Here is an 18788-nt window from a genome sequence, read left to right as displayed (position 1 = left end):
ACCTGCCGGCCTCCGGAGTGCCGGACGCCCGAGTGTTCAGAGAGGCGATGTCACGGCTCGCGGCGGCGGTGACGATCGTGACCGCCCAGGACGAGGCAGGAGGCTACTGGGGTTTCACCGCTACTTCGGTGACTTCGGCGTCCTCGTGCCGGTCCGTCACTGCCCACTCCAGGTTCCCGGAAGGGAAGAACCACGGCGCGCCGTCCCCGGCGAACTCAGAGTGTGCGCGCATACCCGCGAGGTTGAGCGCGAAGTACGGCTCCGGCTCCTTGTTAGCGCTGTTGAGTCAGGCGAACGAGTTCGCGGTGGTGCCCGCTCCGGGGTGATCCGCTTCGAGCACGCGGAATCCTCAGCAGAGTCCTGAAGGGCGGACCACTGGCCGAGATCAGAGGTAGATCGGCCACACCACAACAGCCACTCCAGCCCCTTTCGTCACGCTGTGCTCTGCAGGGCATCCATGCGATCGAATACTTCAGGGCGGATTTTCCCTGTTTGCGGGTCACTCCAAGTGGTTTTCTCCCGCACAGGGGATGTCGATGCCTTGACGAGAAATGGGTGGGTGCCGGTTTGTCGATGCAGTCGGCTCTTCCCGCCGAGTGGATCGGGTGGCTAGCATCCAACTGATCAGTGGGGCGGGCGCGAGTTGCTCGACGCAGACGGTGGAACCGCAATCCACTGGATTCTCAAGGTGAGAATCACTGCGGGGGATCTGGGGGAGCGGAGAGAAACGTCATCGTGCCACCAAAGGTGAATTTAGGAGTTTTCTCTCTCAGCTGGCCCATTTTCCTACAGCTGACCTTTACTTACTGCATGGGGCTTGTGGACACCTGGGCCCTGGGGCGTATATCGGACGCCGCCGCGGCTTCCGTCGGATCCGTCAACACAGTCACCACCTTTGTGTTGATGATGTTCTCCTTTCTGGGGCAGGGCGGCAGCCTCGTGTATGCCAGAATGCTTGGACAGGGGAAACACCGAAAAGTCCAGGAATGCTATTCAGTAGCCTTGCTCCTGCACATTCTGCTGGGTGTGGTCGCGAGCGCCGTCCTGCTCATATGGGCCAGGGAGATGGCGCAGCTGCTGGGCCTGCGAGGGCCGCTACTGAGTTATGGCACCACCTTCCTGCAAGTCGTGGGGGGAAGCTGTGCCCTGCACTCCCTGGTGGCCATGTTCGGTGGTGTCATGGCGGCGAACGGATTCACCCGAGCGGGCATGTTCGCCGCAGTGCTCACGAACATCGTCAACATCGTGCTGATCTACCTCCTGGTCCTGCTTCCGGCAGGGCCCCGCTGGGGCGTGCGCGGAATCGCGTTGTCCACAGCCCTTGCCACCGCGGCCGGACTTCTGTTCAGCGCGTGGCTGGTCTTCTTCAGAATTCGGATCCGGTTTCGGCGTCCGCCGAGTGCGGAGCGGCTGCGGGAGCACGGCGCGTTGCTCATGGCGTTCGCCCTGCCCACCATGCTGGAGCCGGCGTTCTGGCAAGCCGCCCAAATCACCACCACGCGCATCATCGCCGCCGTGGGCCCCGATGAGCTTGCCGCACGCATGTACACGCTGAGTATCACCAACATGATCGGTATGTTCGGCTCGGCGCTTTCGCAGGGACTGCAGATCGCGGTCGGCCATCTTGCCGGTGCCGGCGAACTGGACCGGATCAGACGCATCACCAGAACGACACGGCTGGTGGGGGTGGGTGTGGCCCTCACCCTGGCGCTTCTGGCCGGCCTGTCGGGCGGGTGGATCATGGATCAGTTCACCGATTCCCCGGAGGTGGCGGAGTCCGGACGCCTACTCCTGTGGTGCGGCTTGCTCTATCTTCCGGGTTCCTCTCTGATCATGACCACGGCCAGCACGTTGCGCGCCGTCGGCCATGTCACCTATCCGGCCGCCGTCGGAATCCTCGTCCTTTGGGGAGTCTTCATTCCCCTGGCGTACGCCCTCTCGCTGCCGCTCGGCCTCGCCATCATCGGTGTCATGATCGCCATGGCGATCGACGAGAATCTCCGAGCCCTCCTGCTCAGCATCCGTTGGCGACACATCTCTGCCCCCCAAAGGGCCCATCGCATCGTGGGGAAGCCGAAGAGCGCTCCCGTTGCCGGAAGCTGAAAACCCGCTGCCGTCAGCTCCTATATTTCCATGGAGAATCGTGTGAAAGTCAGCCTCGTCATCCCCACTTACAACTCGAAGGACCTTGTCGCTCCCTGTCTGGTGTCCCTGAATCATCAGCGACTCGATGAGGCCGACGAGTTCGAGGTCGTCCTGGTCGACGACGGTTCGACGGACGGCACCGGCGAGGTCGTCGACTCGCTGCCGCTCACCTACCGGATCCGGCGCGTTTATGTGCCGCGTACCGAAAAGTCCTGCCGCTCCGCAGCGCGGAACGCTGGAATCCGTGCGGCGGACGGCGAATTGATTGTCTTCGTCGACGGCGACCAGATCATCGACCCGCTCTTCGTTCAAGAGCACATCCGGTGTCACCGTGGTCGCCCCGCGATCGTGGCCATCGGCTTCCGGGACTACCAGGCGCCCGGAGCCGTCGATCTCGCCCTCCTCGAACGCTCTTTCACTCCTGAGGCTTTTCCCCCGGTCGCCGATCAGGACGAGCGTGCCCAGGTCACCGCCACCCTGTCGCAGAACATGGGCAACCTTGCCACCGGCTGGCACTTCTTCTACGGCTGCAACGTCTCCGTACGCAAGGAACACCTGCTGGCCGTCGGCGGGTTCGACGAGAACATACAAAAGTGGAGCTTCGAAGACGTTGAACTCGGCTATCGTCTGCACCGACGCGGCCTGGCCTTCGTTCACAACCTGTATTCCCGCGTATATCACCAGTTTCATCCCGAATCGGACCAGGAGCGCTACGCGGACTGGCGGGAAAACTTCGAGTACTTCACTTCGAAGCACCCGGAACTCGAAGTCAGGCTGCAATGGGTGCTCGACTCCTACTTCGATCCTGGTCGCACGAGCCGTCCCAGCTGGTTCGACGCCTATCTCCGCTTCGAGTTCGCGTGCCGAGCGGTCGCCGAGAGACTGCCGATCGGGCACTCGTACGAGGTCTTGGTCGTCGACGCGGACAATCTGGACAGCGCCGAACGAGAGATCGCCAGGGTCGGGGCGGCGCACGACCTGATCGTCGTCGACATCACGGACGACCGGGAACTGCCGACGGCCGTACAGGCGATGCGGACAGGACGGGAACTGCTCTACTTCAAGGAGCCCAGCCCGGAGCTGCTCCAGCAGGCAGCGAAGTCCTTCGGCTGCGCTGCGCTCCTCAAGTATGCGGCCGAGGTGTGAAGACGCCGATGACCACCTTCCTGAACGACTCCTTCACCGGCGACAGCACAAGCATCCACCGGTTGGTCGGGGAAGTGCGGCGGCACGAGGTCCCGGTGTACCGGTGCTCCCGGAGCCTCGCCAACCGAGCCCTGTCCGATTCCCTGGCCGAGGACGTCGGGCGGCTCGATCCGTCCGGCCCCGACTCCGTCTTCGCCGTGGATCCCCGTCGTGCGGCCGGCGATCCGGTGCCCTTTCTGCCCAAGTCGCGGCTGTGGACGCGGGACGAACAACGCATCGCCGTCGAACATTTCGCCCGCGTGGTGGCCGACGGCGAACTGACGAGCGGATCCGCGATAGGCGAGTTCGAGGACGCCCTGGCGGAGTTCCTCGCAGTGCCGCATGCGGTGGCGACCAGCAGCGGCACGGATGCCCTGATCATCGCCCTGCGAGCGGTCGGCGTCAGCCACGGCGACGAGGTCATCATGCCCGCGAACAGCTTCGCGGCCACCGAGAACGCCGTATGGGCCTGTGGCGCCACCCCGGTCCTCGTCGACATCGACCCCGTGCGCCACACTCTGGACCCGGCTCTCGTCGAGACCGCCATCACTCCCAGAACCAGGGCCATCCTCCCCGTCCATCTCTACGGCCGCTTCGCCGACGTCCCGGGCCTTGCGGAGATCGCCCGTCGCCACGGCCTGGGTCTTGTGGAGGACGCGTGCCAGGCCATCGGCGTCACCGGAGTCGGACAACACTCGGACGCAGCTGCGCTCAGCTTCAATCCGTACAAAAACTTCGGACTGACCGGCAAGGCCGGCGCCGTGGTGACCCGTGACGCTGAAGTCGGCGTATCGGCACGGAGGTTCGCCTACCACGGCTTCGACCCGGAGCGGAAGAATGTCAAGGAGGATGCCTTCGGTCTGAACGCCAAGATCGACAACTCGACCGCCGCAGTCGCCCTCGGGCTTCTTCCACGCCTGACCCTGAACAGCTACCGCAGGGCCTTCCTGGCCAAGCGCTATCTCGACGCCTTGGAGGAGCTCGCGGCAGATGGCACGGCTGTCCTGCCCGCCTTCACACCCGACCACGCGTGGCATCTGTTTGGCGTGCAGGTAGCCGCCGGACGGGAGGCGAGGGACGCAATCCAAGCACGTATGCGGACGGCTGACGCAGTGGAGACGGACATCTACTACCCCGTACTCACCCACCGTCAGCAGACACCGTTGCACCGCAAGCATTTCGCACACGTCGCCCTGCCCTTGACGGAGCAGGTCCACGCGAGGGTTCTCCACCTGCCACTGCACAACAATCTGTCCCTCTCCGAACAGGACCGAGTGATCGAAGCCCTGCATGCCGCATTCCGTGCCACCGCTCACTGACATAGGCCCGCTGCCGACAGCGTCAACCGTCCGGACCGTGGTGTTCTCCGACTTCGACGAGACGTACCTGGCGCACAGCGGCACACCTGAACAGGTGCGTTCTCGGCAAGCGCTGGAGAACTACCTCGAGGACGCCGGCGAGCGGCACGGGCTGCTGTTCGGCTGGGTGACCGGCAGCTCGTTGTCGTCCGTGCTGGGCAAGGCCCGTCGGCACGGCCTCCGTTTCCTGCCGCACTTCATAGCCTGCTCGCTCGGCACCGAGTTGCACGTCATCAGCGAGGCGGGGATACAGCCGGAGCCGGGCTGGCAACGGCGGATGCTCACCACCGGCGAGCACTTGGAAGGCCTTGCGGAGGAGGCCTTCCGGGAACTGCGCACGCGGGGAGTGCCGCTCGTTCCACAGTCCTGTCGCGCTCCCGGCAGCCGCGTGATCAGTTACTACTACTTCGCGCAGGATCCCGAGCGGGACGCTCGTCAACTCGCTCTGATCAGGCGCACCGCGGACAGGCTCTCGCTCGGTGTGAACCTGAGCCGCTGCAATCCGGCCGCCGGGGATCCGGACGACTGCTATGACGTCGACTTCCTTCCCCGGGACTGCGGCAAGCGTCACATTGTCGAGTACATATGCCGCCTGTACGCGGTGAGTGAGGCGGACGCTTTCGCCTTCGGGGACAGCGGCAACGACCTGGAGATGCTCACCGCCGTCGGCCGGGGACTTCTGGTCGGGAACTGTACCGAGGAGGCCCGAGCCCGGTATCCGCAGGTGTCCGCGAGATCTCACGCCGACGCAATCTTGTCCGAGCTCAGGGGGGTTCTACCGTGATGCGAGTGGGAATCATAGGCGCCGGCAACATCGGCCACATGCACGCCGAAGCGGTGGCGGCCTGTGAGAACACGTTATTGACAGGCGTATTCGACCTGGACCGGGAGAGAGCACAGTCCTTGGCCCGCGCGTCGGGAACGGTGGCGTTCGCGTCCCCCGACGAGCTGTACAAGGCGTCCGACGGTGTGGTGGTCGCCTCGCCGAACCGAACACATGCCGACTACGCGCGTGAGGCGGTCGCGTACGGCAGGAGCGTGCTGTGCGAGAAGCCCATGGCAGTCTCCCTGCTGCAAGCGGCCGACATGCGCGCCCTGGCCGCGGTCGCACCAGGCGTGTGCGCCGTGGGATTCAATTACCGCTACCTCAACGTGATCCGAGAAGCCCGCAATCGCATCGGTGAAGGGATGCTCGGACGCGTCGTCCACGTCGACGTCGCTTTCAAACGTGCCAGCGCGCTCACCCGTCAGCACTTCACCTGGCGCGACAGCGCGGCGGAAGGCCATACCAGTGGCGCACTCGGTGACCTCGGAGTGCACTTGATCGACATGCTCCATCACCTCTTCCGGAGCCCCGTCGATCTCGCGAGCTGCCAAGTCGCGCTCCGGACGAAGGTCGCCGCCAAGGGCGGTCACGCCGTGGAGGTGGACGATCATGCTTTCGTCAGCGGCCGGATCGAGGGCGGCCCGTCCTTCACGCTGACCGCTTCCAAGGCCTCACAGCCCGAAGAGACCGGGTTCACGCTGGCTGCCATGGGAAGCCGCGGCGACCTTTCCCACGACTCGCAGGACGGTCCGGTCCTTCATCTGCGGACCGGGATCGACTGGGAGCAGGTGAAGCTCCTCGGGCCCAGCCGGCTCGACGATCCACGGGGAGAAGTCACCGGCTGGGGAGACTCCTTCCTCGACCAACTCCACGACTGGGCCGGTGCCGTAACCGCATCCCAGAGATCGGGAACTCTGGCAGACTTCGAGGACGGCTACCAGGCCCAGCAGGTTCTGCAAGAACTGCTCCGGATCGGAGGACGCATGTGACCGGACGGTCCCAAGGACAACGCCCCACGCTCGAGGACGTGGCCCGGCAGTCCGGGGTGTCACGGTCCACCGTGTCGCGCCTGATCAACGGCTCGCCGCGAGTGAGCCCCGCGGTCGCCGAACGTGTTCGCACCGCGGTGGCCGAGCTCGGTTACGTGCCCAACCAGGCCGCCCGGAGCTTGGTCACCCGGCGAAACGACGCGATCGCTGTCGTGGTGACCGAGCCGCAGAATCGCCTCTTCGTCGACCCGTTCTTCGACCGGCACCTGCGCGGCATCCGTCAAGAACTCGTCCGCCAGGGCGCGCAGTTGGTGCTGCTGCTGATCGAGGAGCCGGACGACTACCCGCGCGTGGGCAACTTCCTGGGCGGCGGGCACGTCGACGGCGCACTGCTGTTCTCGTTGCGCGGGGACGACCCGCTTCCGGAGATGGTCGATCGGATGGGCCTGCCTGCCGTCTTCGGCGGGCGCCCGGTCCTCAGCCCGGAGGACCGCGGTCACCGGTACACGTACGTCGATGCCGACAATCGCGGCGGAGCCCGGGAGGCCGTCCGCCATCTGGTCGCGCAGGGACGCGAACGCATCGCAACCATCACCGGCCCGCTCAACCAGGCGGCCGCGGTCGACCGGCTCGACGGCTACCGGGACGTGCTGCCGGACAGCGCACCCGATCTGATCGTCGAGGGCGACTTCACCTTGCGGGGCGGGGTGGACGCCATGGCCGAGCTGCTGGCCCGGTGTCCCGACCTGGACGCGGTCTTCGCCGCGTCGGACCTGATGGCCTGTGGCGCGCTGCGCGTACTGAAGGAGCACGGGCGCAGGGTCCCTGAGGACGTCGCTGTCATCGGTTTCGACGACCTGCCACCACTTGTGGAGACCACCGAACCGTCACTGACGACCGTGCACCAGGACATCGAGGGCATGGGACGCCTGATGGCGCGTCTGCTGTTCGAACGGATCCCGGCCACGCCCCTGGACGATGGCGACCACTCGCTTCACCGTGTCATCACTCCCACCCGGCTGATCCTCCGGAAAACGGCCTGATCAACGGGGTCCGAGGGCCGTGCAGTGGGGTGTGAGACACCTGTCGGCGAGGAGGGTTTTGGTGGCGGCGGGGCTGTCGGCTTCTCTCGGTGTCCCCGCCGTGACCGTGTGGGGCCTGACGCCCCAGGCACCAACTAGGTACCATCGATGTATGCCATCACTGAATGTGTCCTTCACCGACGAAGAGCTCGAGGGTGTGCGCGCGGCTGCCGCGGCCGAGGGCAAGAGCCTCAAGCAGTACCTGCACGACCTCGGCGTCCGCGAGATGCAGCGCAAGCAGTTCGTCGCTGGGGCTACCGCGTGGGCCGACCGGTTGCGGCGTGAGTTCGACGACGCGTTCGCCGACGAGGTGCCGCCGTCCGAGCGCCGGGACGGGGCCGCGGCCGCCTGATGCACTTCTATGTCGACGTCTCCTGGCTGCTCGACGTCCAGGAGGCCGCCCTCGGCCGTGAGGACATGTCGGTCTCGGACTACTCCGCGCTTGTGGCGGCGATCGCCCGCCACAAGACCAAGCTGCCGACGCTCGCCGCAGCTGACCCGGACGCCGCGTGGCGGGCGGCCGCGCTGATGCACACCATCGTGCGCCTGGAGCCTCTCCCGCACCGCAACAGCCTGTTCGCCGCGTTCATCGCCGCCCAGTACATGGACCAGTCCGGTGAGGGCATCGACCCGCCCTACGGCGCCCTGTCCGACCTCGTCAGCAAGATCCGCGACACCCGCCTCGGCATCCTCGCCGTCGCCGACCAACTGCGCACCTGGAAGGTCTGACCCGCCTCAGCCGGGCAGGTAGAACCCCTAGAACCCCTGGCTGGACGGGGGAGGCCGGCCACCGCCCGCCCGTACTCGGCTGACCTCCGCCGTCTGCCCACCGTGGCGAGGCGGACGGCGGTGCGTACGTGGTGCTCGTACTGGGATGGGCGAGTGTGCTGGAATCGGCGCCGCACTCGAATTGAAAGGGTTCAATCCGAGTGCGGCACCGCCGAATCGGACAGCCTCCGTCCGTTCCCGCAGGCTGCCTGATCGTCGGCGAACAAAGGCTACGCACGCTCATTGACGCGCGTCTCGTGCGCCCCCTACGTTCACCGCTGTGAATCGATTCACCTTCTACCTCTAGGGGCCGCTGTGATCAGTAGAAGGAACATCCTCGCGGGCGCCGCAGCCACGGTGGGCGCCGTGGCTGCCGGAGCCGGACCCGGCGTGGCCGCGCCCGCGCCCACGTCTGCCGAGGGAAGGGCGGGCATGAGTGCCTTGCGAGTCACCTCTCCGAGCGTCGAATACGTTCAGCGACCACTGGGCCTGGACGCGGCCCACCCGCGCCTGAGCTGGCCGATGGCCTCGGCCGCACCGGGCCGGCGCCAGAGCGCGTATCAAGTGCGTGTCGCATCGAGCGCCGCGGGCCTGTCCCACCCGGACGTGTGGGACAGCGGCAAGGTCGTCTCGGACGATTCCGTCCTCGTCCCGTACGCCGGTCCGCCACTGAAGCCCCGTACCCGCTACTTCTGGTCGGTGCGGGTGTGGGATGCCGACGGTGGCGCCTCGGAGTGGAGCGCGCCCTCGTGGTGGGAGACCGGCCTGATGGGCGCGTCCCAGTGGTCCGCGAAGTGGATCTCCGCTCCCGCGCCCCTCACGGAGGCCCCTTCCCTGGAGGGCAGTTCGTGGATCTGGTTCCCCGAGGGCGAACCGGCGAACAGCGCTCCGGCGGCCACCCGGTGGTTCCGCCGTACCGTCGACCTGCCGGACGACATCACCGGGGCCACGCTGGCCATCAGCGCGGACAACGTCTACGCCGTCTCCGTCGACGGCGCCGAGGTGGCGCGCACGGACCTGGAGGCCGACAACGAGGGCTGGCGTCGTCCGGCCGTCATAGACGTCCTGGACCACGTGCACTCCGGCAACAACACCCTGGCGGTCTCCGCCTCCAACGCCTCCGTCGGGCCCGCCGGCTGGATCTGCGTACTGGTCCTCACCACGGCCTCCGGCGAGAAGAAGATCTTCAGTGACGCCTCGTGGAAGTCCACGGACCACGAGCCGGCCGACGGCTGGCGCGAGCCGGACTTCGACGACAGCGGATGGCCGGCGGCAAAGGTGGCCGCCGCATGGGGAGCCGGGCCGTGGGGCCGGGTCGCGCCGGTCGCGTCCGCCGCGAACCAACTGCGCCACGAGTTCCGGCTGCCGCACAAGAAGGTGAGCCGCGCCCGTCTGTATGCCACGGCTCTCGGCCTGTACGAGGCGCATCTGAACGGCCGGCGCGTGGGACGCGACCAACTCGCCCCAGGCTGGACCGACTACCGCAAGCGCGTGCAGTACCAGACCTACGATGTCACCAGCTCCGTCCGCCCGGGCGCCAATGCGCTCGCCGCCTATGTGGCCCCCGGCTGGTACGCGGGCAACGTCGGCATGTTCGGTCCGCACCAGTACGGGGAACGCCCGGCGCTTCTCGCCCAGTTGGAGGTGGAGTACGCCGACGGGACCAGTGAACGCATCACGTCGGGGCCCGACTGGCGTGCCGCCTCGGGACCGATCGTGTCCGCCGACCTGCTGTCGGGCGAGACCTACGACGCGCGGAAAGAGACAGCCGGGTGGACCTCACCGGGCTTCGACGACCGGGCGTGGCTCGCGGTGCGCGGCGCTGACAACGATGTCCCGGAGCAGATCGTCGCGCAGGTGGACGGTCCCGTGCGCATCGCGAAAGAACTCCCCGCCAGAAAGGTCACCGAGCCCAAGCCGGGCGTCTTCGTCCTCGACCTGGGCCAGAACATGGTCGGGTCGGTGCGGCTGCGCGTGTCGGGCGACGCGGGCACCACGGTGCGGTTGCGGCACGCGGAGGTCCTCAACCCCGACGGCACGATCTACACCGCGAACCTGCGGTCGGCCGCGGCGACGGACACGTACACCCTCAAGGGACAAGGTGAGGAGACCTATGAGCCTCGTTTCACCTTCCACGGATTCCGCTACGTCGAAGTGACCGGATTCCCCGGCAAGCCGTCGACGACGTCCGTGACCGGGCGGGTCATGCACACCTCCGCGCCGTTCACGTTCGAGTTCGAGACGAACGTGCCGATGCTCAACAAGCTGCACAGCAACATCACTTGGGGTCAGCGCGGCAACTTCCTCTCCGTTCCGACGGACACTCCGGCCCGTGATGAACGGCTCGGCTGGACGGGCGACATCAACGTCTTCGCGCCGACGGCCGCCTACACGATGGAGTCGGCCCGCTTCCTCACCAAGTGGCTGGTCGATCTCCGCGACGCGCAGACGTCGGACGGTGCCTTCACGGACGTGGCACCCGCCGTGGGCAACCTCGGCAACGGCGTCGCGGGCTGGGGAGACGCCGGTGTCACGGTCCCGTGGGCCCTCTATCAGGCGTACGGCGACCGACAGGTCCTCGCGGACGCCTTGCCGTCCGTGCACGCCTGGCTGAGGTATCTGGAGAAGCACAGTGACGGCCTGCTGCGGCCGGCCGACGGCTACGGCGACTGGCTGAACGTGTCCGACGAGACGCCCAAGGACGTCATCGCGACCGCCTACTTCGCGCACAGCGCCGACCTGGCAGCGCGGATGGCAACGGAGTTGGGCAAGGACGCCGCGCCCTACACCGACCTCTTCACCCGCATACGCAAGGCGTTCCAGACGGCGTACGTCGCATCCGACGGCAAGGTGAAGGGCGACACGCAGTCGGCCTACGTCCTCACGCTGTCCATGAACCTGGTGCCGGACGCCCTGCGCAAGGCGGCGGCCGACCGTCTCGTCGCCCTCATCGAGGCGAAGGACTGGCATCTGTCGACCGGCTTCCTCGGCACCCCACGGCTGCTGCCCGTCCTCACCGACACCGGTCACACCGATGTCGCCTACCGGCTGTTGCACCAGCGCACCTTCCCCAGCTGGGGGTACCCGATCGACAAGGGGTCCACCACCATGTGGGAGCGCTGGGACTCCATCCAGCCGGACGGCGGTTTCCAGACCCCGGAGATGAACTCCTTCAACCACTACGCCTACGGCTCGGTGGGTGAATGGATGTACGCCAACATCGCCGGCATCGCTCCGGGCCGAGCGGGTTACCGGCAGGTCGTCATCCGCCCCCGCCCGGGCGGCGAAGTCACCTCCGCCCGGGCCACGTTCGCCTCTCTCCACGGTCCGGTGTCGACCCGGTGGCAGCAGCGGTCCGGCGGCTTCGTGCTGACGTGCAGCGTGCCGCCCAACACCACCGCCGAGGTGTGGATCCCGGCGGATCACCCCGACCGCGTCCAGCACACGCACGGAACGTTCGTGCGCGCGGAGGACGGCTGCGCGGTGTTCGAGGTCGGCTCGGGAAGCCACCGCTTCACCGTGTGACCGTTGAGCGGTCCGCCCCAGGGGCCCGGAGGTCCCGAGACGACGCTGCCTCACCGGGCACTCGGATCGGGCCCCTCCGGGCTCACCCGCCCGCGCGCGTCCGCCGGCCGCGGTCGACGGGGCCGAGACCGGCTTCCGCGGGTGGCCCGCCGCGATCGCACCCGTGACGTAGTCCTTCGCCGCGCCCGTTCCCGGCCCGCCACACGCAGAGCGCGTCCGTCGCTCGGAGCAGACACCGGGGGCAGACGCCGCGCTGTCGGAGGCCGGCTGTCACCAGGACGGGACGTCGAGGATCTCCACGACCGCGGCGGAATAGCTGAATCCCTCGCCGGCCGCGACGAGCAGGACGAGGTCGCCCGGTCCCACTGTGCCTTGCTTGACCAGGTGTTCGAGGCCGAGGAACTGGTCGCCCGCGGCGACGTGGCCCACCAGGCGGCCGAGGTCCCAGGTGCTCTGCTTCTCGGTGAAGCCGAGCAGTTCGTAGTTCTCGGGTGAGACACCGCGGTGGATGAGAGGCATCACCACACGGGATATGTCCTCGACGCCCACCTGGGCCTCACTCAGCGCTCGCCGGGTCGTGTCCATGAGGGCGGCCTCATAGCGTTCCCAGGAGCCCTCGGCCTCCGGAGTGACCGCGTGCTGAAGGCCGCGTTCGCGCAACGGCAGCGGCATTTCGAGGCCGGGCGCGGTGGCGAACGGGGCCGTCCCCCGGTTCCACCGCTCCAGGGAGTTGTCGGCGCCCAGGGTGGCGGAGACGACGCGCGCGAAGCCCTGCCGCCCGGACAGCACCAGAGCGGTGCCGCCGTCCGCGAAGATGAAGTTGAGCTGTACGTTCCAGCGGTCGACCCAGGGCGGGGCGAAGTTGTCTCCGGTGGTCAGCAGGACCGCGGAGGTGAAACCGGCGTCGACGTAGCCGGCGGCCAGGCACAGCGAGCCCAGTCCGGCGTTGCAGCGCTGCTGGAGGTCGAAGCCGGGAGCGGCCGGGCCCACCGTCTCGTTCGCGACGTAGGCCGCCGCGGGCCACATCTCGTGTCCCTGGAAACCGCAGGACGAGTGCAGGACGAGACCGACCTCGTCCCGCTCTATCCCGACGGCCCGCTCCAGGGCCAGCCGGCCGGCGCGGACGGCCATCTCGGGGCCGGCGACGCCGTCGGCCACGGCGATCGACTCGTAGCCCAGGTTCCGGTGCTCGTCGTCGACCAGTCCCGCCGCGATGGCCTCGTCCACCGAGACCACGTCCGGCAGCCAGGACGCGGCCGAGGCGATATACAGATCGTTGGTGAACTTCATGGCGCATCAATCCTTCGTGCAGTGCGGATCATTCGTGGCGTGTGTTCCTTTCCATGGGCGGACTGCGGGGGTTCCGAGCCATGGCGCGTGGGGGGATGTCGTGCTGGACAGCGGATGGGAGACGTCGCGCTGGAAACCCTCACTGTCCGGCAGCCCGCTGACGCGTTGCTGACACGGCCCGGCCGCCCGTCCGTGGACGGGCGGCCGGTGTCGGCCGTGCTACGACACGGAACCTCGGTTCTCCGCCACCTACTCGGTTCTCCGCCACCGACGGCGACCCGGCGTGAGCAGCGGGTTCGGTAGAAATCGGCCGTCTGTACGAGTGAGTGACAATCGGCCCGGCGGGTTAGACCGTTCGGGTGTCCACGCGGGCGACTTCCGCAGCGTCCTGAGGCTCCCGGCCGATGTTTGATCGCTATCGCTGTCACTCGCCTCCGTTGCGCCGCGTAGCCAGGCGACTGCGGATCGGTTAGTTTCGTGCCAGCAGTCGTGGTTCCGAAGTCTCAGCGCCCGCGGTTCGCACCGCGGGCGTCGTGCTGTGCAGCAGGACCCGAGGACCAGGGCGATCACCTCACCCAGGGGTACTGACAAGCCAGTGCCCCCCGACCCTGGACAAGGGGACGAAACATGGCCACCGGCACCGTGAAATGGTTCAACGCAGAAAAGGGCTTCGGATTCATCGAGCAGGAGGGCGGCGGCCCCGACGTCTTCGTGCACTACTCGGCCATCAACAGCGCTGGTTTCCGGGAACTGCAGGAGGGACAGAAGGTCAACTTCGACGTCACCCAGGGCCCGAAGGGCCCCCAGGCGGAGAACGTCACCCCGGCCTGACCCAACGCCACGGCGCCCCGCACCCAAACGGTGCGGGGCGCCGTGCCGTACCCCTGCCCCACGAGCCTGAGCCCGCCCCGGTGGCCGCGGCCGTGCCGGAGGCGCCGGGGAAGACGCGCGAGATGGCCTGCGCGGGCTTCCGCCAGACGCTCGCCGCGCACCGGGCGAGTCCGGTCCGACCTGCGCGTGGACCCGGCTGTCACGGAGACGATCTACCGGCAGAACCGTTGGCGGAAACGCGGTCTTGCCGCTTGCGCCGAGAGGCTCGCAGCCAATCCGGAGGTCCTGGCCGACGCCCCTTGGCACTCGACCCGGATGCGGCGCCGAGGCCGTCAAGTAATCCGGTTGAAAGGAGAGCCCGCGACGTACTGTGATGGCCTCGATCGCCCGCCACACGGAGCGGGCCGACCGCAGGAGCCGTTCTTGGCAACCGGAAGAACTGCGGACACCCGCCCCGCCATCGATGCCGCGCTGGTCAGGCGCCTGGTCGAGACGCAGTTCCCGCAGTGGGCCGAGCTGTCCCTGGAACTGCTCGACCCGGCCGGCTCGGACCATGTGATCTACCGGCTGGGCGAGGAGCTTTCCGTCCGGCTGCCTCGCCACGCCGGGGCGGCCGGGCAGGCCAGGAAAGAGGCCGAGTGGCTGCCCCGGCTCGCCCCGCATCTGCCCCTGGCCATCCCCGTACCGGCGGGCGTGGGGGAGCCCGACTTGGACTATCCGTGGCCATGGGCGGTGTCCCGCTGGCTGGACGGCGAGGTGGCGACCGCCGAGGCGCTGGCCGACTCGTCCGAGGCCGCCGTCGAACTGGCCCAGTTCCTGACCGCCCTGCAGCGGTTCGCGCCCGAGGACGTCCCAGCCGAGGGTGCCCTCAAAAACGTCGCCGTCCGGCCGCTGGCCGACCGGGACCGCGCGACGCGGGCAGCCATCGCGAAAGTCGACGACGTGTTCGACACGGCGGCCATGACCGAGCTGTGGGACGCTGCACTGAGCGCTCCCGGATGGGGTCGCCCTCCGGTCTGGTTCCACGGCGACTTCCACACCGGCAACCTGCTGACCTTCGACGGCCGCCTCAGCGCGGTCATCGACTTCGGCGAACTCGGCATCGGCGACCCGGCTCGCGACCTGACCATCGCCTTCACCCTGATGTCGGCCCGGAGCCGGGCCGCCTTCCGCGCCGCGCTCGATGTGGACGACGCCACCTGGGCCCGGGGCCGCGGCTGGGCCCTGGCCACCGGCTTGAACGCCTACACCACGTACGCCGCCGTCAACCCCCGGGTCGCCGCGCAGACCACCCGTCAGATCACCGAAGCCCTCATCGGCTAGGAGCTGTCCGGGCGATCATGTGCCGAGCCGGATGACCGGGACCCTCTGATGACGGGCCCCCGGCACCGCATATGCCGACAGGTCCGCTCAGAAACTGTGAACTCGCCGCGGACGACGTAAGTTCCAGGCGGGCGCGCGCCACGGCGTCCCGCTCGCCGATGCCGTATTGATCGGCGACTCAGTGACCGACATCCAAGCCGCACGAGCCGCAGGTCATCGAAGCCGGGTAAGCCGCCAGAGCGATCACAATCTGTCCGGCCCCCGCAACGCTATGCTGACCCCATCAACTGCACGGCGGGGGGCTCATGCGGGAGTTCGTCTATCTCTCCGATGCGAAGCTGAGGCAGTTCGTTCCCGAACCCCGCCGCTTCGGACGCCAGGGGACGATCAGGGTCGCCACCCCCATCGGCGGCGTCGACCTGGAGCCGTCTAAAGATCCCGAACGCTCTCGGCTCCGGCACTTGCAGCAGGTGATGCGGCGCATCGACTTGGAAGCTGAGTGGTTCACGGAGCCAGGGCTCCGCCCCGGCCGATGGATCCAGTTCGAAGCACCGCTCAACCTCGTACCGCTGAACGGCCCCTTTCGCAGCATGGTGCTCTTTATAGATCCGGTCAGGCCGGTCGAGGGTTATGAAACACCCGGAAGCATCCGTCTGGTGCTGCATGGCTCCATCAGTCATGTAATTCAGGCGCAACTGCCAGAGGCAGCCGACCAGCCCGTGGTTCCTGTCATCGCGTCCGGTACAGGTGGGTACGGCACACTCGCCGCGTTCATGGCTCTCCTCGCTACAGGGGCAATGAGTTGGACGGCGGACGAATTGGCCGCTCACCAGGACCCTCTGGCGCCCGTCCCGGGCCTCAGCGGAAGCATGGGGGAAGCACTCCGGGGCCCGGTCGTGCGTCGAGGGACTGTCTCCCTTGTCTCGGCAGTTGATCGAAAGATAGACCCGGAGACGTCGGCTTGGATGCGCGGATGCGCTCGGGTTACGGCCAACCTGGCGCGTCGAGGAAGTGAAGCTACGGCTCGCTACCTGATCGCGAGTCCACTCTACGTTGAGTACGCGCCCGATCTGCCGTAGTGAAGGCCCCTTCGCATCCGGGCGCTTGGCGCAGCTGGGCTTGCCAAGCGTGGCTTGCCCGGCCCGGCCCGGCCCGGCCCTGTCCAGTCCGGTCCGGTCCCGGGGGACGCGGATCTTCTCCAGGGCCGGTTTGGACCGGGGGGCACCCCACTGCACCCCGGTCCAAACCCGGTGCAGTCCCGTCGATCACCTGCCTGTGGGTCACGCCACCGGCCACAACACGCGATCCAAGCCGGATGAAGCAGAGTTCGAGCGGCGTCCGGCTGTCAGTCCCCGCGCCTAGGGTGCTCGCATGACCAACTGGATACAGGGCCCCTTCCCCGGCCACGAGGTGAATGTCGTCTTCGCCCGGGGCATACCACTGGACACGCTCACCCGAGGCCTTCGCGACCGGCTACGAGAACCCCTCGTGTACGGCGAGGCGAACGGTTGGGCGTGGGCTGTGCACGACATGCACAACTGGGATGCCGAGGACTACGACGACGTCGACTACAGCGGCATGTGCCCGGAGGGCGCGGAGATCGTTGTGTTCGTGACCGAGCCCTGCAGTGCCAAGGCCTTCCCGCCCGCATTCGAGTACCACCGGGACGGCCGCGCGATCCTCTGCTTCAGCTTCGAGGACATCCAGCAGCGGGTGGGCGAGAACCCGGACTACCTGTCTGCCGAACTCCTGGCCGCGAACCTCATCGGTCCCACTGCGGAATGCGGACAACAAGGCGACGACGGGCACGACTGTTTCGACCACCACTACGACGATCACGAGCGTCTCGTCACAGTGATCGCCGACTGTTTCGCGCTGCCCGCGCCGCCTCTGTCCGCGGAGGTGACCGCGAAGTGAGCTGGCTTGCCCCGAACACCTTCGTCACCTTCTGCAAGGGCATGACCTTGCCCACCGTGTCCGCCATCTTCACCGAAGCGGGGCGCCCCGCCCTCGCCACCGGCGAGTCGTCCGGTTGGGCATGGGTGACGCACGACGCCTACACCGCCCCGCGTGGGGAGTCCGCCTGGGAACTGGCGCGCAATATCACGGGCTACCGCTATACGGACCGCGCAAGCGATCCGCGTAGCGTGGACACCGTTTTCCTGGCGTCCACACCCGCATGCGGGTGCCCGCACGGGCAGAACTACGTGACTCCTCCCCCGGCTGAAGCCGGGGGCTTCTCGCTATGCCGGGTTGGCGTTGCGACGGACCAGCCCGGCCCGTAGAACGTTGGTGGCTGCCACGGTGTCGGCGTGCGCGTGGTGGCCGCAGGCGACGCAGTGGAACTTTTCCTGGGTGGGCCGGTTCTCCTTGGCGGTGTGCCCGCATTCGGGGCAGGTGCGGGAGGTGTCGCGGGGGTCCACGGCGATCACTTCCCGTCCGGCGCTTTCAGCCTTGGCGTGCAGGATCGTCAGGAACACCCCCCATCCGGCATCGTTGATCGACTTGTTGAGCCCGGCTTTGGCGGCGGCCCCGTTGGGCAGGAAGGTGCCAGGCTTGTCGGGGTCGGGCTTGGGTGCGGGGGCCTTGCTCATGTTGCGGATTCTGAGGTCTTCGTGCGCGATGAAGTCGTGTGCGCGGACCAGGCCGAGGGCGGTCTTGTGTGCGTGGTCGAGCCGCTGGCGCCGTACCTTGCCGTGGAGCTGGGCGACCTTGCCCACCGCGCGCCGGTGGTTGGCGGTGCGGTCCTTGGCCTTGCGGCGCGGGAACCGGGCGAGGGCCTGCTGCGCTGCCTGGAGCTTGTCGGCCGCTCGGCGGCCGTGGCGCGGGTTGGGTACGAACCCGCCGCCGGAGTCGGCGAGGAAGTTCGCGATGCCCAGATCGATCCCGGCCGCGCTGCCGGTCGCGGGCAGCGGTTCGGGCTGGTCCTGTTCGGCGGTGAGCACGACGAACCACTTACGGCCCTCGCGCTTGACGGAGACGGTCTTGACGCGGCCGGCCACCGGGCGGTGCTGGTTGACCTTCACATGCCCGACGCCCTGGAGACGGACGCGGGTGGCCGGGTCGTGCGGGGTGGAGTTCCACCGGCAGCCGTCGCCGTCCTTGGGGAAGTCCACCGTGTCGAACCAGTTCACCCCGCGAAAGCGCGGATAGCCGGGCGTCTCACCGGACTTGACCCGGCGGAAGAACGCGGCGAACGCCTTGTCCAGGCGGCGCAGGGTGGCCTGCTGCGAGCTGAACGACCAGCGGCCCTGACGCTCAGGGTCGAACGCCCGGATGTCCTTGAGCTGCGCGGACTGGCCGCCGTACTTGACGGTGGTCTTCGACGGGTGCCGCCAGGCGTCGCGGCGTTCCTGCAACGCCGCGTTGTAGAGGGAGCAGTGGTCGCGCAGCATCTCGGCGAGTGCCTGGGCCTGGCGGACGGTGGGCCGCAGGAGGAACTTGTACGCACGGATCATCCAGCCCA

Annotated in this window: 16 protein-coding genes and 1 pseudogene; 14 read left to right on the top strand and 3 right to left on the bottom strand. The window is 67.8% G+C overall.

Annotation, left to right across the window (positions count from 1 at the left end; genetic code table 11):
• Positions 1-103: 103 nt before the first annotated feature.
• Positions 104-232 carry a hypothetical protein gene (locus SAVERM_RS45275; RefSeq protein ID WP_255253747.1) on the bottom strand — a complete coding sequence of 43 codons (129 nt, stop codon included), beginning with the start codon at positions 230-232 and terminating at the stop codon, positions 104-106.
• Between the two features lie 395 nt (positions 233-627).
• Between SAVERM_RS45275 and SAVERM_RS04635 the strand changes: the two genes are divergently transcribed.
• The 9 genes from SAVERM_RS04635 to SAVERM_RS04595 all read left to right on the top strand — a co-directional run bounded on the left by SAVERM_RS04635 (position 628) and on the right by SAVERM_RS04595 (position 11878).
• On the top strand, positions 628-2103 hold the full coding sequence (locus tag SAVERM_RS04635; RefSeq protein WP_010982274.1) for an MATE family efflux transporter: 1476 nt from the start codon (positions 628-630) through the stop codon (positions 2101-2103).
• Between the two features lie 30 nt (positions 2104-2133).
• On the top strand, positions 2134-3291 hold the full coding sequence (locus SAVERM_RS04630) for a glycosyltransferase (protein WP_202497295.1): 1158 nt from the start codon (positions 2134-2136) through the stop codon (positions 3289-3291).
• Positions 3292-3488: 197 nt separating this feature from the next.
• The gene (locus tag SAVERM_RS04625) at positions 3489-4649 is read left to right on the top strand and encodes a DegT/DnrJ/EryC1/StrS aminotransferase family protein (RefSeq protein WP_244905193.1); all 1161 of its coding nucleotides are present in this window, start codon (positions 3489-3491) and stop codon (positions 4647-4649) included.
• Between the two features lie 37 nt (positions 4650-4686).
• The gene (locus SAVERM_RS04620; RefSeq protein ID WP_242432293.1) at positions 4687-5472 is read left to right on the top strand and encodes an HAD-IIB family hydrolase; all 786 of its coding nucleotides are present in this window, start codon (positions 4687-4689) and stop codon (positions 5470-5472) included.
• Positions 5472-6503 (top strand): Gfo/Idh/MocA family protein, encoded by a 1032-nt coding sequence (locus SAVERM_RS04615; RefSeq protein ID WP_048894531.1) that lies wholly within the window; start codon positions 5472-5474, stop codon positions 6501-6503. The genes SAVERM_RS04620 and SAVERM_RS04615 overlap by 1 nt, the downstream gene beginning before the upstream one ends.
• Entirely contained in the window at positions 6500-7546 is a 1047-nt protein-coding gene (locus tag SAVERM_RS04610; RefSeq protein ID WP_010982269.1) for a LacI family DNA-binding transcriptional regulator, read from the top strand. The genes SAVERM_RS04615 and SAVERM_RS04610 overlap by 4 nt, the downstream gene beginning before the upstream one ends.
• A gap of 151 nt (positions 7547-7697) precedes the next feature.
• Positions 7698-7937, top strand: coding sequence for a hypothetical protein (locus tag SAVERM_RS04605; RefSeq protein WP_037650653.1), 240 nt, complete (start codon positions 7698-7700; stop codon positions 7935-7937).
• Positions 7937-8314 (top strand): hypothetical protein, encoded by a 378-nt coding sequence (locus SAVERM_RS04600; RefSeq protein WP_010982267.1) that lies wholly within the window; start codon positions 7937-7939, stop codon positions 8312-8314. Before SAVERM_RS04605 ends, SAVERM_RS04600 begins: the two co-directional genes overlap by 1 nt.
• Positions 8315-8668: 354 nt before the next feature.
• The gene (locus tag SAVERM_RS04595; RefSeq protein WP_037650651.1) at positions 8669-11878 is read left to right on the top strand and encodes an alpha-L-rhamnosidase; all 3210 of its coding nucleotides are present in this window, start codon (positions 8669-8671) and stop codon (positions 11876-11878) included.
• A 270-nt stretch (positions 11879-12148) separates the two neighbouring features.
• Here SAVERM_RS04595 and SAVERM_RS04590 read toward each other — a convergent pair whose 3' ends face one another.
• On the bottom strand, positions 12149-13168 hold the full coding sequence (locus SAVERM_RS04590; RefSeq protein WP_010982265.1) for a ketoacyl-ACP synthase III family protein: 1020 nt from the start codon (positions 13166-13168) through the stop codon (positions 12149-12151).
• A 627-nt stretch (positions 13169-13795) separates the two neighbouring features.
• Between SAVERM_RS04590 and SAVERM_RS04585 the strand changes: the two genes are divergently transcribed.
• The 5 genes and pseudogenes from SAVERM_RS04585 to SAVERM_RS04570 all read left to right on the top strand — a co-directional run bounded on the left by SAVERM_RS04585 (position 13796) and on the right by SAVERM_RS04570 (position 17239).
• Positions 13796-13999 (top strand): cold-shock protein, encoded by a 204-nt coding sequence (locus tag SAVERM_RS04585; protein ID WP_010982264.1) that lies wholly within the window; start codon positions 13796-13798, stop codon positions 13997-13999.
• 423 nt (positions 14000-14422) lie between these two features.
• The gene (locus SAVERM_RS04580; protein WP_010982263.1) at positions 14423-15322 is read left to right on the top strand and encodes an aminoglycoside phosphotransferase family protein; all 900 of its coding nucleotides are present in this window, start codon (positions 14423-14425) and stop codon (positions 15320-15322) included.
• A gap of 139 nt (positions 15323-15461) precedes the next feature.
• A pseudogene (locus SAVERM_RS45270) lies at positions 15462-15533 on the top strand (HAD hydrolase-like protein); the annotation flags it as partial.
• Positions 15534-15627: 94 nt separating this feature from the next.
• A complete protein-coding gene (locus tag SAVERM_RS44455; protein WP_137951494.1) occupies positions 15628-16401 on the top strand; it encodes an SAVMC3_10250 family protein in 774 nt (257 codons plus the stop codon).
• A gap of 292 nt (positions 16402-16693) precedes the next feature.
• Positions 16694-17239: a hypothetical protein gene (locus SAVERM_RS04570; protein ID WP_010982261.1), complete on the top strand. Its 546-nt coding sequence runs from the start codon at positions 16694-16696 to the stop codon at positions 17237-17239.
• Positions 17240-17565: 326 nt separating this feature from the next.
• On the opposite strand, the gene SAVERM_RS04565 is transcribed toward SAVERM_RS04570, so the two are convergent.
• Positions 17566-18780 carry an RNA-guided endonuclease InsQ/TnpB family protein gene (locus SAVERM_RS04565; RefSeq protein WP_010982260.1) on the bottom strand — a complete coding sequence of 405 codons (1215 nt, stop codon included), beginning with the start codon at positions 18778-18780 and terminating at the stop codon, positions 17566-17568.
• Between the last annotated feature and the right edge of the window lie 8 nt (positions 18781-18788).

It is taken from the genome of Streptomyces avermitilis MA-4680 = NBRC 14893 (assembly GCF_000009765.2).
Taxonomy (GTDB): Bacteria; Actinomycetota; Actinomycetes; order Streptomycetales; family Streptomycetaceae; genus Streptomyces; species Streptomyces avermitilis.
Note: the sequence above shows the minus strand (reverse complement) of the source record. Positions and strands in the feature narration are given on the sequence as shown.

Coding starts and splice junctions, on each gene's coding strand:
- SAVERM_RS04600 (WP_010982267.1), top strand. CDS start 7,937: ATGCACTTCTATGTCGACGTCTCCTGGCTGCTCGACGTCCAGGAGGCC.
- SAVERM_RS04570 (WP_010982261.1), top strand. CDS start 16,694: ATGACCAACTGGATACAGGGCCCCTTCCCCGGCCACGAGGTGAATGTC.
- SAVERM_RS04605 (WP_037650653.1), top strand. CDS start 7,698: ATGCCATCACTGAATGTGTCCTTCACCGACGAAGAGCTCGAGGGTGTG.
- SAVERM_RS44455 (WP_137951494.1), top strand. CDS start 15,628: ATGCGGGAGTTCGTCTATCTCTCCGATGCGAAGCTGAGGCAGTTCGTT.
- SAVERM_RS04565 (WP_010982260.1), bottom strand. CDS start 18,780: ATGATCCGTGCGTACAAGTTCCTCCTGCGGCCCACCGTCCGCCAGGCC.
- SAVERM_RS45275 (WP_255253747.1), bottom strand. CDS start 232: ATGCGCGCACACTCTGAGTTCGCCGGGGACGGCGCGCCGTGGTTCTTC.
- SAVERM_RS04630 (WP_202497295.1), top strand. CDS start 2,134: ATGGAGAATCGTGTGAAAGTCAGCCTCGTCATCCCCACTTACAACTCG.
- SAVERM_RS04590 (WP_010982265.1), bottom strand. CDS start 13,168: ATGAAGTTCACCAACGATCTGTATATCGCCTCGGCCGCGTCCTGGCTG.
- SAVERM_RS04585 (WP_010982264.1), top strand. CDS start 13,796: ATGGCCACCGGCACCGTGAAATGGTTCAACGCAGAAAAGGGCTTCGGA.
- SAVERM_RS04615 (WP_048894531.1), top strand. CDS start 5,472: ATGCGAGTGGGAATCATAGGCGCCGGCAACATCGGCCACATGCACGCC.